This is a genomic window from Bartonella sp. CL266QHHD, from assembly GCF_042195355.1.
Lineage (GTDB): Bacteria > Pseudomonadota > Alphaproteobacteria > Rhizobiales > Rhizobiaceae > Bartonella.
The window spans coordinates 84,458-99,009 of the sequence record NZ_JBHIOD010000055.1; the positions used below are offsets into that span (position 1 = coordinate 84,458).

Sequence of the window (14,552 nt, forward strand, 5' to 3'; positions counted from 1 at the left end):
ATGACCAAGAATTGTTCTCTTATGCGATGGTTTGCAAAATGGCAGCACGTAATTCTTCTAAACCGATAGCTTTTTCTGAAGAGGTTACAAGAAGCTCAGGATAAGCTGCTGGGCGTTTAAGAAGCTTTGTTTGTGTGCTCATAATTAATTTTTCCAAGGCATTTGATTTGATTTTATCGCTTTTTGTCAAAACAATTTGATAAGAAACGGCTGCTTTATCAAGGAGAGCAAGAACATCTTCATCATTATTTTTGATTCCGTGCCGTGAATCAATCAAGATATATACACGTTTTAACGTTGTGCGCCCCCGTAAATAGCTAAAAATCAAATTTTTCCACTCATCAACAAGATTTTTAGGAGCAGCAGCAAAACCATAACCAGGCATATCTACTAATGCTAGAGGGGGAAGGTCTCCTAGTTGCCCACTGAAGCCATCGGGGACAAAATAATTAAGCTCTTGAGTCCGTCCTGGTGTATTTGAGGTACGTGCTAAGCCTTTTTGTTGAACGAGTGCGTTGATTAAAGATGATTTTCCAACATTGGAACGTCCTGCAAATGCAATTTCTGGTGGTCCTTCGGGGGGGAGAAAGCGTATTGCTGGTACACCACGAATAAAAATCCAATTGCGAGAAAAAATTCCAGAAAGGGAAGAATCTCTTGTCATTCACGCACTTCTTTTTTGGGCGATCTTCTCCAGATGGCTTTCAGATTATCAAAAAGCTCAATTTTAACTCCTTGGCGCTTCATCATGATACCTTGCTGAATGATTGATAATATATTGTTCCATGCCCAATAGATGACGAGACCAACAGGGAAAGAGGCGAGCATAAAAGTAAAGACAACAGGCATCCATGTGAATATCATCGCTTGGGTTTGGTCTTGAGGAGCGGGATTCATACGCATTTGTAAAAACATCGTTATTCCCATAATCAAAGGCCATGCACCAATCATAAGAAATGTTGGCGTTGTATATGGCAAGAGACCAAACAAGTTAAAAAGAGAAGTTGGATCGGGTGCCGCTAAATCTTTAATCCAGCCAAAGAAAGGGGCATGGCGCATTTCAATGGTGATATAGAGAACTTTATAAAGAGCAAAGAATATTGGGAATTGAACCAACATCGGCCAACAGCCTGCAAGGGGATTTATTTTTTCGGTTTTATATAGTTCTATTATTGCCTTTTGTTGTTTGGTTTGGTCATCGGGATACTTTTCTTTTATTTCTAGCAACCGCGGTTGTAAAAGCTTCATGCGTGCCATAGATTTATAAGATTTATTGGCTAGAGGGAAAAGAAGAGTTTTTAAGAGCACTGTGACAAGAAGGATGGCGATACCAAAATTCCCTGTTTGTTTATAAAGAATATCAATGAGGGAAAACATTGGTTTGGTGATGAAATCAAACCAGCCCCAATCAATTAAAAGAGCAAACTTTTTGATTTTTAGGTCATTTTGATAACTATTAATAATTTCAACTTGTTTTGCACCAGCAAAAAGACGATTTGTAACAGTTTTTGTTTCATTTGGGGCAATCGTTAAAAGCGACCCTAGCAAGTCAGACTGATAATGTGTTTGCAAACGATCAAAATAAATAAAACGGCTTGTATATTCTTTATTTTGCGGGGGAATAACTGCTACAGCCCAATATTTATCGGTAATACCAATCCAACCTCCTGTTACTTTGGAAAAAGTCACGCTCTTTTGCCCATTATCAGGATTTGGGTCAAGCTCTGCTAAGGTTTTATATTTTTCAGTTTTGAGCGAATCTCCAGCAATACCTATCATACCTTCATGAAGTAAATAGGTTGCATTTGTATGTTCTGGTGGTGCTGCACGTGCAACGCGGGCATAGGACGAGAGATGTATTGGTTGATCACTTTCATTGCTGATAGAATCCTCAATGGTAAACATGAAATGATCATCAACAGAAAGGGTCCGTCGGAAGATTTGTCCCTGTCCATTATTATAAATTAAAGTGATAGGTGTTGAAGGAGTCAGGATTGTATTGTTTCCCTCTACTTGCCATTTTGTATCCGATTGTGGCAAGGCTTTTGCTGGCAAAGACGCACTTGCAAAACCAAATTCAGCAAGGTAGGTCGTTTTGAAACCTTTAGGGTTTAGCAAATCGATTTCCGGTGATTTTTTATCGACTGTTAAACGATATTTTTTGAGGTGAAGATCATCAAATTGTGCACCAACAAGATTAATAGAGCCTTCCAGTTCATTGGTTTGGATCGCAATACGCTCTGTTTTGGCCAATACAGCTTTCCGGATTTCAGGTGTCATTGGCTGTTCGATGATAGATGTTGCTTGATGCGTTGAGGTATCGTCAGAAAAATCCGTCGTGGTAGTAGAAAGGGCTGATTGTTGTTTTGACAATTGCTGTGTGATGACATGTTGTTTTTGTAACTTTGCTTGTTTGGGAGCAACATGAAGAAATTGCCATGCGATGAGCACTACGAAAGATAAGCCAATAGCGATAAAGAAATTGCGGTTATATTCCATCCGTACACCCTTGTTGTTGTTGCTGATGTTTTATTTTTGGTTTTATTCGCCGATTTAATTCACTAATCAAGGATGTAAAAGGCGCATGTAACACATCACGGTACGCTACAATGACATAATCTGTTCCTGCTTCCATGTGGTTTGTTACACCAACTCTCACGGCTTCACGCAAGCGCCTTTTAATACGATTACGTTTCACAGCATTACCGTTTTTACGAGTAACAGTGAAGCCTACACGTGCAAAAAGAGAATCTTTTCTTTCTGTTGTTTGTTCACGAGATTTAACTTCGAGCAAAAATAAAGGACCACGTCGTTTTTCTCCTGTACGGGCAGCCAAAAAATCTGCTCTTTTGCGAATACGGCAGGGATGTTTTTTCTTCATAAAAGAACATTTCGCAATTTCACTAAATGCCTGCAAGCAGGCATTAGAGGTTCATAATGAAAGTTTCACAACGAAGAAATGATGAGCAATTCTCAACGGTTGTGAAAATTTAAATGGTTAGGCAGAGAGCCGCTTACGTCCACGAGCACGTCTTGCAGCAATAACTTTACGTCCTCCAGCTGTAGCCATGCGTGCACGAAACCCATGGCGGCGTTTACGGACAAGTTTAGAGGGTTGGTAAGTACGTTTCATTTATTTAAATACCGCGGAGTGCGGCCCTTCTTAATCTTCGTTTTATGAGCAGTTATGCGCGAGAGGGATAATTTTATCCTATCATACGGCTGTTAACCCATAAGGAAAAATATAAAAAAAGTCAATCTTAGATTGTTTTTCTCTCTCTTGAAAGAATACAAAACACCTTATAACTGTCTGTGACACTTTATTTACAATACTGTAAGAGTGTTAGAAAATAACAATTGAATCTACAGAACGTAAATGGCTAGGGCGTTAAAGAATTAAAGAAAGTGTGACTGATTACTGTATGCTCAATTTAAAATATCCTTTAATATTAAGAGTTTTTTTTACAAAATTTTTATCAGAATATTCATTAAAGTGGTTGTAGCACAAACATGATTAATAGGATTTATATCAGATTTTATGTTTGAGCTTCTTTATTTAAGGATGATTTCATATTTTTAAAGAGAGTAAGATATAAGTAATGTATACTTTATAATGCTGAGTAAAGTAGAAAATTATCAGGTGATAAACCTGTAAGTATTTTTTGTTCTTATGCTTGTATTTGCTGGTATTTTTATAGAGAGGAAAGAACGTGGATCCTATCACAAGTGAAGCTGTCCGCAACGTATTACGTACAATCAAAGGACCAGATCTTGAAAGCGATATTGTGTCGTTGGGTCTTCTTTCAGAAATATTGATTGCTGATGGTAAGGTTTTCTTTTCTATTACAGTTCCTGATGGAGGTGTGCAAGAATGGGAATCATTGCGTCGTTCTGCTGAAAAGATGGTATGTGCCTTGGAAGGAGTGAAATCTGTTGTTGTCACACTTACAGCAGAAAAAACAACAAATGCAGTACCTAGACGGAGAGCAAATCTCTTACCGATCAAAATGCCCATAGAAGGTGTGCGGCATGTGATTGCTGTTGCTTCTGGAAAAGGAGGGGTAGGAAAATCTACGATGGCAGTAAATATCGCCTTAGCTTTACAAGATTCTGGTTTCAAGACGGGGGTGATGGATGCTGATATTTATGGTCCTTCGTTGCCACGTTTGACAGGACTTGTTAATCAAAAACCACAGCTTATTGGAGAAAAAAAGATTCAACCTCTTGAAAAATTCGGACTTAAATTGATGTCGATGGGATTTTTGGTTGAGGAAGAAAAGCCGGTAGTATGGCGTGGTCCTATGGTTATGGCAGCTGTAACGCAATTGTTACGAGATGTTGTATGGGGACCTCTGGACATTTTGGTCGTTGATATGCCGCCCGGTACAGGGGATGCACAATTAACGCTTGCTCAACAGGTACAATTAACAGGTGCGTTGGTTGTCTCTACGCCCCAAGATCTTGCTTTAGTGGATGCGCGTAAAGCAATAGAAATGTTCATGAAAGTCAATGTTCCTATTTTAGGACTCATTGAGAATATGAGTTATTTTATCGCTCCTGATACAGGAAAACGCTATGATATTTTTGGCTATGGTGGTGCACGGGCAGAAGCGGAACGTCGAGAAGTCCCTTTCTTAGCGGAAATACCGCTTGATGCGGCTTTAAGATTTTCTTCAGATGAGGGGGTCCCTATTTTTGTTGCTAAGCCTAGTGAAGAGCATGCTAAACTATATCGTAAAATTGTTGATCAAATAAAAAATCAACTCTTTTGAATGTTTTTTTAAGAGAGTTTATTAAAACACAATCATGAAAGACATAAAAATAGTTTCTTCTTTGTAAGGAGAAGTTTTAATGTGAGAATGGAGTATATTAGGTTAAATAAATAAAAAATTATTCATGCGTTTGGATAACCTGAAGGGGACACAAATTGAAGAGTTGGAGCCGTGAGGTAGAAAAAAATATTGGACTTGAGGCTAAAAGAAGACAGAAAATAAAAGTAATTTAGAAAAATTGTAAAAGGTTGTAAAAAATATTTTAATAATCAATTTTTTCATAAAATAGTATTTTTTCAGGTGTAAAAAAGCATTTTTCGATGTGAGTTTTCTTGATATACATCTTCAACATTTAGTTTTTTCTTATTGAGATGATAAAAATATTGGTCAAGTCTTTTTAGAAGCATTCATTTTTTGCAAAGTAGCCTCAAGAGCGGTTGTTAAAGCATTCCTTCCCCCTTGATGAGAAAAGTAATCTGACAAAAATTCATTTGTTCCACCCTTTGTTGAAAACTCTTTTTCAAGCAGTGCAAAATCGAGAAATGCAGAATGATCCGTTGCTGTAATTTTACGCATTTCATCCGTAAGATTTCCAAACATCATAGTAAGGAATTCTGCTGATTGCTGTTTTTTTAACCCTTGTGTTATAAACCATTGATGGGCAGTTTCTATAAAATTAAAATATACTCCCATAAGTGAACCTGCTGTCATAAAAAGATTAAACTGCTCTTCCTTATCCAGCACTAATGTGCCCCCCAATGCATCAAATAAAGTGCGTAAAAAGGGATGATCGGGATAGATTGGTGTCAAATTTTTGCATTCTGCAACAAAAGGTAATGGAACAGCACGATAAACTTTATGATTAATCCACTCTTCTATTTCTGCTGCTTTTGCCATAGCAAGTACGGAAATAACCAGCTGTTCTGGACGAAAACAAAGAGAGCGCAAAACGTCTTCTGCAATTTGATTGGGCAAGCAAAGAAAAACACAATCACTAACATCGAGCAACGCTTGGTTATTTTCAGCAATCATAACCGTATCATAGGTGCGTGAAAGGCGCTCTGCTGTTTGTGCATTGCGAGGCGAAACAATAATGGAAGAAACATCAAAGGTGCTTGTCATTAAGCCATTCACCATTGAAGCACTGATTGTACCCGTTCCTAAAAAGCCAAGTTTCATTTCTATTTCTCAGTTTTATATTTTTAAAGGAATCTCAATCAACATTTCAGGTGTTTTAACTAACATAAACGCTAATTGAAGAAGCAACACATAACATAGCAAGAATAATCAAGCCCAAATAGATTTTAGGCTTGTCAAAGAGAACGGCAAAAGCAGAAAACCAACCAACAACAGCTGCGGCTAATGCAAATAAAAAACCTGGTTTATTCATAAGCACAATATGCATTGCCATTAAACCACCAATAATGAGCGCTCCAAAAATAATGAGTAAACCTGTTGCAAACTTTTCATAATCATCCATATTTTGCTCCTTATAGCGCTCAATTATTACACACTTTTTAACGCATATGCACATAAAAACGAAATGTTTTTTATTGAATATGGTTAAAACGGGGGGTGTCTTTTATTGATCAGATGTAAAAAATGCAGGGATATGCTGTGGCCAACGCCAAGGTAAAATTGCAACCAAATCAAAGCGCACAGACAAAAGGGCATAATCTTTTTGCCGTGCGAGCCAAATATCGGCAGCTGCTTCAATTCGCCTTTCATTCATTCGGGAAACCGCTTCCATTGCTTCAGCCAACGTTGAACGTGCTTTAACTTCAACGATTAACACAAGATTTCCGCGTCGTGCAATTAAATCAATTTCCCCACATTTTGTTTTAAAACGCCTTTCGGCAATGTGAAACCCTTTGCAACGTAGCCACCAAGCTGCCAATTTTTCTGCACGTACCCCTCGATAAAAAGACTTTTGTCTGCGTTTTTTTTGCATCATTTTATGCATTTTTTAAAAAGATTAATCGCTGAAAAAGTTCCTGCTTTTTTAAACCGGTTTTTTTTGCAACAAAAGCTGCCGCTTGAGCAGCAGAATATGTCCGTGCGCGTTCTAGTAGCATTTCATCAATTTCTTGATCACTTATCACATTTAAAGAAGAAGATGATTCTCCTACAACTACAACAATTTCTCCACGAATATGTGCTTGTTTTCTGTAATTTTCCAACAAGTTCCCCAAATTGGAAACATCTACTGTTTCAAACTTTTTTGTTAATTCACGACAAATGGCAGCAGGTCGATCAGCCGAAAAAAGTGTGACCATATCCTGTAAAGTTTCAACAAGACGATGCGGTGATTCATAAAAAATCAAAGTTGCTGGAATCTCTTTTAATTGTTCCAACCGTTTTCGGCGTTGTAGCTTTCGTGCACTCAAAAAACCTGCAAAAAAAAAGCTATCAGTAGGAAGCCCTGTCGGTATAAGAGCGGCTAAAAGAGCGGATGCTCCAGGAATAGGAATGATTTTATGACCAGCTTTACGGGCCTCTTCCACCAATCGAAATCCGGGATCAGAAATAAGTGGTGTTCCGGCATCTGAAACAAGTGCTACTGTTTTGTTTTCTGCTAAAGCCGCTAAGAGCTTTGGACCCGCTTTTTGCGCATTATATTCATGATAGAGAAAAGTTTTTTTTTGAATACCGTAACGTTCTAACAAAACACGTGTTACTCGCGTATCCTCACACGCTAAAATATCAATTCCTGCAAGCACTTGCAAAGCACGAAGCGTAATATCTGCAAGATTTCCGATAGGTGTTGCCACAAGATAAAGCCCTGATTCTATAACGGGTGCAGAATAAGCATGCGCACCTATAAAATATGCTTTTTCACACATGCTCTTTTCTTTTCATTAAATTCTCCTCACCACAAGATTTTTATCCATACTCATAAGCCATTTTGGCTTATTTTTTACCAGCACATTTTTTATCATTACAAAGGCTTACCTTACTCGAATAATCGATTACACTACAATAAGATAATTTCATATTTAACGTCTTAATTTAACATTATTATCTATTTTGGTCCGCATTATTTTTTCCAGTAAAACAAATTCCAAATGTAATCAATATTCTATCAGCCCCATGATTTTCTATAAAGTTTTTCCTTCGAGAACCAAAAAACAATTTTACCCATGTTATCATCTCATGCTTGGTTATGCTCTTTTAAAAGCTAAGCTTTTTAGATTATTTTCATAATGCCGATTTTTCAAATATTCTATTGATATCCAAACTGTTTTTCTGAGCAAATATAAACAGACTCTTTTGAAGCACAAACAGTTAACTGGCAGCTGACTGTATTGTTATTGATTAAATATAAGCTCTTATCAGCAAAATACTTTATTTTTTCATATTCTCTATAGCTTTAACAGTATAATGAGTACCTTAGAAACGTTTAAGGCTAATTTTTATCTTAAAGATTTGATTTGTAATGGAAAATTTATTATTTTGCCTATTAATTAGGAGCTTTAAATATCGTAACATTATCTCAGCTCTTCTTATAGTCATTAATCAAAATTATTTTCGTGCATCTTGAAACTTTCTCAAAGCAAAGATTATCGCATCATTGGGGATCGCAGAGAAAATGATGCTGCTAGCTTGTACTTTTTATTTCGTAAATATAGAACTGTTCGTTCACAGGAGTGTATTATACCTTTTTCGGATAGTGTCGCGAAATAATTGTTTGATATGAGAGCTATCTCTTAAAAACAAGCCCATGATTGAACAACACAAGTCTGCTTTAATTTTGGATACCTTATTTTTTTTAAGGATATGCTCCTATAAAAAAACTTAAGTAATAAAAGCGGGGACAATACGTTATCTCTTCTTTTTAGAGGATATTGTGATGCTTTTGAAAGTTTTAAAACCAAATGGACAGATGATAGTAAAGAGGAAAACAGGTTTTTTCCTTTCAGGTTTCATATTCTTGCTAAATGAAACTGTATTTTCGTTTCAGAGATTACTCAAATAGAATATGCAATATTTTTGCTCTAGCTACAAAATCTGGAACGGCGTGCAGAGCTTTCATTCATCTTAATCTTTCTTTTAAATATACCACTATGTTCAATTTGGATGTTGATTTACAAGCAACAGCGAAAGCACAAGCTTTATAAACAAACAACTCTATAAAACGCGTCATAGAGTGGTTATGAAAGCTATTTTGGTTTTTATCAGATGTTTTGCTAATAGCGATAGTCTCCATGGCTTGGTATCTGCTTATTCTTACGGTATTTGCATACATTCATTGCAGTATATTGGTAAAGGGCAGTATATTGATAAAGGTTAGATGCAAGGCGATTATCTTTAATGCAAAAATAAAAGGTTAATGTAAGATTTTTTCGTGTCATTATCATTAGAAACATAAAAAGGGCTTGAGCAAGCATGCTCTTTATCTCTTTATCTCGCAATGTTTTTTCTACATTTGTTTGTGGTTTTCTTGAGTGAGCATTACTTGCCAAGTGTAGGAGAAAAAATAAACTTGAAGTGTACCTCCGTAGGTTTTGCTCTTGGCTAGTTAAAACGATTGATGTTTCTTATGAGAGGGCTAAAAGCATTTTGGATCATGTGGGAGAGGGGGTAAAGTAGAACGGGCTTATTTCCTTTCAGATTTTCGAGAACCGCAGTTTTTCCTTTATTGCAGAATTTTCAAGAATATATTCATTATTGTTTTGCCATTTAGATAAAAAAATTTTGATAAAAATATGTTATGTTTTTCTATTGAAAAAAGTTATGTGGTGAAGAGAGTATTTTATATGAGAATAGAGTCCTTTTTACATTGTGAAAGAACGTATGAAGGAAGGTGATTGATAGATTTCTGATCTGGGAAATATTTTTATTCAATGTGTTTTGTATATTTCAATTTTAGGAAAATGAACAATGGTTACATATTGGGATAGAAGGGGCCCTCATTGCCTTGCGGACAGATCCAAGTGATATTTTGGTTTGGATCTTTGATATCGCATGTTTTACAATGTATGCAATTTGAAGCGTTGATCATATAAGTCAGATGATCATTATCCTCTAGCCACTCGTAGACAGCGGCGGGACAATAGCGTGTAGAGGGTCCTCCATAGATCGTATATTCAGAGTCTTTTTGTTTTTTTAATGAGGCTATTTTTAAATGACAAGGTTGATTTTTTTCATGATGCGTATTGGAAAGGGCAACACTTGAAAGGCGATCAAAGGTTACAACGCCATCTGGTTTTGGGTAAGAAATGGGTTGAAATTTTTCTGCTGGTTCAAGGCATGCATAATCTTCCTTTCCATGGGAGAGTGTTTTAAATAAGGAAAATCCGAACAGTTGTTGCCACCACATATCAAAACCAGCAAGTTTAATTCCATATTTTGTCCCATATTTTGCCCAAAGCGGTTTGGCATTTCGCACTTTATAAAGATCTTTTCCAATGAGCCCTTTTCGCCATTGTTCTTCGATTTCTTTAACCTCATCATGGGCACGCCCTTGTGCAAGAGCGGTAGCAATTTTATCGGCAGCTAATATGCCAGATAAGATGGCATTGTGTGATCCTTTGATACGAGGAACATTGACAAATCCAGCAGAGCAGCCAATAAGCGCCCCACCAGGAAAGGTGAGTTTTGGTACAGATTGCCAACCTCCTTCGCTGATAACACGTGCACCATAGGAAAGACGTTTTGCGCCTTTAAAGATTTTATAGAGTTTTGGATGTGTTTTAAAACGTTGAAATTCTTCAAAGGGAGAAAGGTAAGGATTTTTGTAATCTAAGTGCACAACAAAACCGACAGAAATGATATTGTTTTCTTGGTGATAAATAAAGCCACCGCCACCGGTATTATTGTCTAAGGGCCAACCAGTGAAATGTTGTACTAAACCGCGTTGGTGTTTGTTGGGGGCAATTTCCCAGAGCTCTTTGAGACCAAGACCAAATTTTTGTGGTTCTCGATTTTTGCTAAGATTAAAATGTTGTATCAGTTGTTTTGCAATTGAGCCGCGTGCTCCTTCCGCAATCAGAGTATATTTTGCCAATAAAGCCATCCCAGGCATATAATTTTTTCCAGGGGTTCCATCTTTGTTAAGCCCCATATCTCCGGTGAGAACACCAATAATAGCTCCGTTATCTTTTTGGATGATGGGTTCTGTTGCTGCAAAACCAGGATAGATTTCAACACCCAACGCTTCAGCTTTTTTGCTTAGCCAGCGGCAGACGCTCCCAAGCGAAACGATATAACATCCGTTATTTGATAAGATTTTAGGGTGCAAAATATTGGGAAATACTGTGGACTTTTGAGGCTTTAGAAAAAAAAATTGGTCTTGTGTGACAGGGGTTGTGAAGGGATGGTCGTTATCATTTCGCCATTCTGGTAAGAGTGTATCGATACCAATGGGGTCAACAACTGCGCCAGAGAGAATATGTGCACCAACTTCGGTCCCTTTTTCAACAATTGTGACAGAAAGCTCAGGATTAATTTGTTTAAAACGAATTGCGGCAGAAAGCCCTGCAGGTCCTGCTCCGACAATGACTATATCAAACTCCATACTTTCACGTTGGTCATGCAGAGGTGCTTTCATGGCTTATAAAGCTTTCTCCAATTCTGGAATAATTTGGTGGAGATCACCTACAAGGGTGTAATCGGCAATTTGCATGATGGGAGCTTCTTCATCTTTATTAATGGCAACAATAATTTGTGCATCCATTATACCGGCTACATGCTGGATTGCACCAGAAATGCCAACGGCGATATAGAGTTCAGGGGCAACGACTTTTCCTGTTTGTCCAATTTGCCAATCATTGGGAGCATAGCCTGCATCCACTGCTGCGCGGCTGGCACCTAAAGCAGCATTTAATTTGTTTGCAAGAGGAAGAAGCAGGGCCATAAATTTCTCTTGAGAACCAAGACCACGCCCGCCTGATATAATAACACGTGCTGAGGTGAGCTCAGGACGATCACTTTTGTTTGTCTCTGCTTTTACGAAAGAAGAAAGATTTGGATTGGGAGCTGGTGTTATTGTTTTAATGGGAGCAGAATTATTTTGGGAAGGCGTTGGGGTGAAAGAAGCGGTGCGAACTGTTATAATCTTTTTATAATCATTGGTGCGGACAGTTTCAAATGCATTGCCTGCATAAATTGGTCGTTTGAAGGTATTGGGTGAAAGAATGGCGGTAATATCTGAAATTTGCATAAGATCAAGAAGAGCTGCTACGCGCGGCATCACATTTTTCCCAGTACTGCTGGATGCTGCCATGATCACATCATAATCATTTGCTAACGTGAGGATTGTATCTGCCATAGGCTCGGCAAGTTGATGGGCTAAATAGTCTGCTTTTGCAATAAGAACTTGCCGCACACCATTAAGTTTAGCACTATTTTCCGCTATCGTTTGAATTTTTTCTCCGCAAACCAGAATATCGATATCATTACTGAGTACGCGTGCAGCGGTGAGTGCTTTTGCTGTTTCTTCTGTATTATGATCGGCCAATAAAAGAATTGCCATAAGTTTTTGCCCTTTTATGTGAGTGTTGCTTTTACTCTAGTGGTGAGAATATTAAATGCAGTTCTTCTGTTTTAAGGCTCTAACAAGTTCTACTACATTTGCCACTTTTATACCGGATTGACGGGGTTTTGGCTCTTCAACGCTTAAAATTGTTAAGCGTGCTTTCGTATCGACGCCAAGATCAGTAAGAGATTTTTGTTCAATGATTTTCTTTTTTGCTTTCATGATATTGGGGAGAGAGGTGTAACGCGGTTCATTGAGCCGTAGATCGGCGGTCATAACCATGGGAAGGGGAAGACAAAGGGTTTGTGTTCCATTATCAACTTCACGAGTAACTGTAGCATGCCCATTTTCTATGTTAAGATGTGAGGCAAAAGTTGCTTGTCCCCACCCAAGAAGAGCAGCGAGCATTTGTCCTGTTTGGTTGCTATCGTCATCAATTGCTTGTTTTCCTAAAAAGACCATATTAGGTTTTTCTTCATCAACAATGGTTTTGAGAACCTTAGCAATTGCTAAGGGTTCAAGTGTTTGATCCGTTGTGACAAGAAGTGCGCGATCAGCTCCCATTGCAAGTCCTGTTCGTAGAGTTTCTTTGGCTGCTTCTGGGCCAATTGAAACAAGAAGAACTTCTGAAATTTTACCGGATTCTTTTTGGCGAATGGCCTCCTCCACGGCTATCTCATCAAAAGGATTCATAGACATTTTTACGTGAGACAGATCAACGCCTGTATTATCAGGTTTGACGCGTATCTTGATGTTATAATCAACAACACGTTTGACAGCGACAATTATCTTCATAATGATCCTCTTTGTTTGTATGTTACAAGTTTATAGCAATACTCATAAGAAACCAAATTGTTTAGAATGAAGTCTCAATTTATAACTTGTGTTCTCTTTCGTATAAGCTTTTTTATGTTTACTTGTACTTTCTCGTCGTCATTTTCAATCTTCATATTTTTGCATTGCCATAATTGCCTTATTTGCTTGAATAAAAAGTAAAAAAATCAAACTGTCTTGTGAGAATATTCTTTTTTAGTTTCTTATGCTTTGTTTATGATGGTGCAATAGGTCCTTTATGCAATGAAAAATTAAGTGAAAAAGATAAAAATGGGGGAATGATTTTGCTCTTCAAATCTTGAAGACAGAAAAATTAAAGATCTTTCTTTCAAATATTTTAGATAAAGATTGGGGAAAATATTTCTAACAAAAAAGTTTTTGGAAGTTCTTAAAGCTCTATTTACTAAAATAGAGCACACTTTCTCATCATTTGTTGCGATTCTTTTCAAAAAGGTTAATGAGGGGTAGGCGTTTGTGAATACGAAGGGTCATACGATCGACCAGGCGACCAAACAGGTTAGGAACGATAAAGTCTTTTCTTTTGTTGAACAGAAAGAGAGAATGGATACTTCTGTAGAAGTAACGATGTCGGATATTGCTCAAAAATTACGCACCGTTTATGCGCAAATGCAAATGAAGCATTCGCCTCGTTCTTTAATGCAGCAGAATTCGGTAGAAGAGCATTTTAAATCTTACTTAGATGATATTAGTCGGGCCATTTTGGCTGAACATTATATACGTCGTCAAAGAGAAAAAAAGCTTTTCCAGTCTTTAGAGCAGATTAAAACAATTGTTCAAAGTTTGCAGAGTGAAAAAAAAAGCTTAGAAGAAGCAGCGGTAACACGACGGGTGTCTCGTTCAAAATCACCTGATTCTGTTGTACAAAAACTTGCTCATATGGAATGTGAGGGAAATCAAGAACGCTTATTACTTCAAAAGGTGCAAAATTATTCGAAAGAAAACAGCATAATTTCACTCCAAACAAATGTTGAAAATACGTTGCAGCAAGAAAATAGAAGCCCTTTGCCCAGTGATGCTCTGCAATCTTCTTTTAAAAAGGTTGAGGGAGTAGTGAAGCATGCTGTGATAAAAGAAAAGGGGATGATGGGTGCTCAGGCATCTAATCATTGCATTGAGAATGATTTTTCTTCTTTAAGGACGCAGTCTCGGGAACATGTGTCGTTTTTATCTTATTTGCTAAAAAAAGGTGTTCTTTGTTTTTTAACCGTTGCATTTGTGGTAGCGATAACGTTATGTTTTTATAGCTTTTTAAAAGGAGCTCGTTTTTTTTAATTTTTATGATGTTGATGTTAATAGATGTGAAATGTATTGCGCATTCGTGTTTGTGCGGAAGCTATAGCAACTAAAATTATCCTTTTAAACACGCAACAGAGATTATTGGAAAAGAGGATAATTGGAGAAGGATTCTCTAATTGTAAAAAAACCTCAAATTATCTTGAAGGTTCTGT

Annotated in this window: 13 protein-coding genes; 2 read left to right on the forward strand and 11 right to left on the reverse strand. The window is 37.4% G+C overall.

Features of this window, described 5'->3' with window-relative positions; all coding sequences use genetic code 11:
- Positions 1 to 19: 19 nt before the first annotated feature.
- The 4 genes from yihA to rpmH all read right to left on the reverse strand — a co-directional run bounded on the left by yihA (position 20) and on the right by rpmH (position 3,133).
- Positions 20 to 664, reverse strand: a complete 645-nt coding sequence (yihA, locus tag ACFIK7_RS07495; RefSeq protein WP_375663186.1) for a ribosome biogenesis GTP-binding protein YihA/YsxC — start codon at positions 662 to 664, stop codon at positions 20 to 22.
- The gene (gene yidC, locus ACFIK7_RS07500; RefSeq protein ID WP_273790711.1) at positions 661 to 2,499 is read right to left on the reverse strand and encodes a membrane protein insertase YidC; all 1,839 of its coding nucleotides are present in this window, start codon (positions 2,497 to 2,499) and stop codon (positions 661 to 663) included. Before yidC ends, yihA begins: the two co-directional genes overlap by 4 nt.
- Positions 2,489 to 2,881, reverse strand: coding sequence for a ribonuclease P protein component (gene rnpA, locus ACFIK7_RS07505; RefSeq protein ID WP_273790712.1), 393 nt, complete (start codon positions 2,879 to 2,881; stop codon positions 2,489 to 2,491). Before rnpA ends, yidC begins: the two co-directional genes overlap by 11 nt.
- Positions 2,882 to 2,998: 117 nt before the next feature.
- Entirely contained in the window at positions 2,999 to 3,133 is a 135-nt protein-coding gene (gene rpmH / locus ACFIK7_RS07510) for a 50S ribosomal protein L34 (RefSeq protein ID WP_005864709.1), read from the reverse strand.
- 577 nt (positions 3,134 to 3,710) lie between these two features.
- On the opposite strand from rpmH, the gene ACFIK7_RS07515 reads away from it, so the two are divergent.
- Entirely contained in the window at positions 3,711 to 4,772 is a 1,062-nt protein-coding gene (locus ACFIK7_RS07515) for an Mrp/NBP35 family ATP-binding protein (protein WP_273790713.1), read from the forward strand.
- A 387-nt stretch (positions 4,773 to 5,159) separates the two neighbouring features.
- Here ACFIK7_RS07515 and ACFIK7_RS07520 read toward each other — a convergent pair whose 3' ends face one another.
- From ACFIK7_RS07520 to ACFIK7_RS07550, 7 genes are all read right to left on the reverse strand, one after another.
- Complete coding sequence (locus tag ACFIK7_RS07520; protein ID WP_375643627.1) at positions 5,160 to 5,951, reverse strand: pyrroline-5-carboxylate reductase; 792 nt, start codon at positions 5,949 to 5,951, stop codon at positions 5,160 to 5,162.
- Between the two features lie 55 nt (positions 5,952 to 6,006).
- Positions 6,007 to 6,252, reverse strand: coding sequence for a hypothetical protein (locus ACFIK7_RS07525; RefSeq protein ID WP_273790715.1), 246 nt, complete (start codon positions 6,250 to 6,252; stop codon positions 6,007 to 6,009).
- A gap of 102 nt (positions 6,253 to 6,354) precedes the next feature.
- Complete coding sequence (locus ACFIK7_RS07530) at positions 6,355 to 6,723, reverse strand: YraN family protein (RefSeq protein ID WP_273790744.1); 369 nt, start codon at positions 6,721 to 6,723, stop codon at positions 6,355 to 6,357.
- Positions 6,724 to 6,727: 4 nt separating this feature from the next.
- On the reverse strand, positions 6,728 to 7,615 hold the full coding sequence (rsmI, locus tag ACFIK7_RS07535; RefSeq protein WP_273790716.1) for a 16S rRNA (cytidine(1402)-2'-O)-methyltransferase: 888 nt from the start codon (positions 7,613 to 7,615) through the stop codon (positions 6,728 to 6,730).
- Between the two features lie 2,042 nt (positions 7,616 to 9,657).
- The gene (locus ACFIK7_RS07540; protein WP_375663187.1) at positions 9,658 to 11,322 is read right to left on the reverse strand and encodes a 4Fe-4S dicluster domain-containing protein; all 1,665 of its coding nucleotides are present in this window, start codon (positions 11,320 to 11,322) and stop codon (positions 9,658 to 9,660) included.
- Between the two features lie 3 nt (positions 11,323 to 11,325).
- Positions 11,326 to 12,246, reverse strand: coding sequence for an electron transfer flavoprotein subunit alpha/FixB family protein (locus ACFIK7_RS07545; RefSeq protein WP_273790718.1), 921 nt, complete (start codon positions 12,244 to 12,246; stop codon positions 11,326 to 11,328).
- A 51-nt stretch (positions 12,247 to 12,297) separates the two neighbouring features.
- Complete coding sequence (locus ACFIK7_RS07550) at positions 12,298 to 13,044, reverse strand: electron transfer flavoprotein subunit beta/FixA family protein (RefSeq protein ID WP_375663188.1); 747 nt, start codon at positions 13,042 to 13,044, stop codon at positions 12,298 to 12,300.
- A 513-nt stretch (positions 13,045 to 13,557) separates the two neighbouring features.
- Here ACFIK7_RS07550 and ACFIK7_RS07555 point away from each other — a divergent pair.
- Positions 13,558 to 14,376, forward strand: coding sequence for a hypothetical protein (locus ACFIK7_RS07555; RefSeq protein ID WP_375638539.1), 819 nt, complete (start codon positions 13,558 to 13,560; stop codon positions 14,374 to 14,376).
- Positions 14,377 to 14,552: the final 176 nt, after the last annotated feature.

Excerpts from the sequence above, each read along its gene's own strand:
- ACFIK7_RS07530 (WP_273790744.1), bottom strand. The coding sequence starts at position 6,723 with ATGCAAAAAAAACGCAGACAAAAGTCTTTTTATCGAGGGGTACGTGCA.
- yihA (WP_375663186.1), bottom strand. The coding sequence starts at position 664 with ATGACAAGAGATTCTTCCCTTTCTGGAATTTTTTCTCGCAATTGGATT.
- rpmH (WP_005864709.1), bottom strand. The coding sequence starts at position 3,133 with ATGAAACGTACTTACCAACCCTCTAAACTTGTCCGTAAACGCCGCCAT.
- yidC (WP_273790711.1), bottom strand. The coding sequence starts at position 2,499 with ATGGAATATAACCGCAATTTCTTTATCGCTATTGGCTTATCTTTCGTA.
- ACFIK7_RS07525 (WP_273790715.1), bottom strand. The coding sequence starts at position 6,252 with ATGGATGATTATGAAAAGTTTGCAACAGGTTTACTCATTATTTTTGGA.
- ACFIK7_RS07520 (WP_375643627.1), bottom strand. The coding sequence starts at position 5,951 with ATGAAACTTGGCTTTTTAGGAACGGGTACAATCAGTGCTTCAATGGTG.
- rnpA (WP_273790712.1), bottom strand. The coding sequence starts at position 2,881 with ATGAAGAAAAAACATCCCTGCCGTATTCGCAAAAGAGCAGATTTTTTG.
- ACFIK7_RS07550 (WP_375663188.1), bottom strand. The coding sequence starts at position 13,044 with ATGAAGATAATTGTCGCTGTCAAACGTGTTGTTGATTATAACATCAAG.
- rsmI (WP_273790716.1), bottom strand. The coding sequence starts at position 7,615 with ATGTGTGAAAAAGCATATTTTATAGGTGCGCATGCTTATTCTGCACCC.
- ACFIK7_RS07540 (WP_375663187.1), bottom strand. The coding sequence starts at position 11,322 with ATGAAAGCACCTCTGCATGACCAACGTGAAAGTATGGAGTTTGATATA.
- ACFIK7_RS07545 (WP_273790718.1), bottom strand. The coding sequence starts at position 12,246 with ATGGCAATTCTTTTATTGGCCGATCATAATACAGAAGAAACAGCAAAA.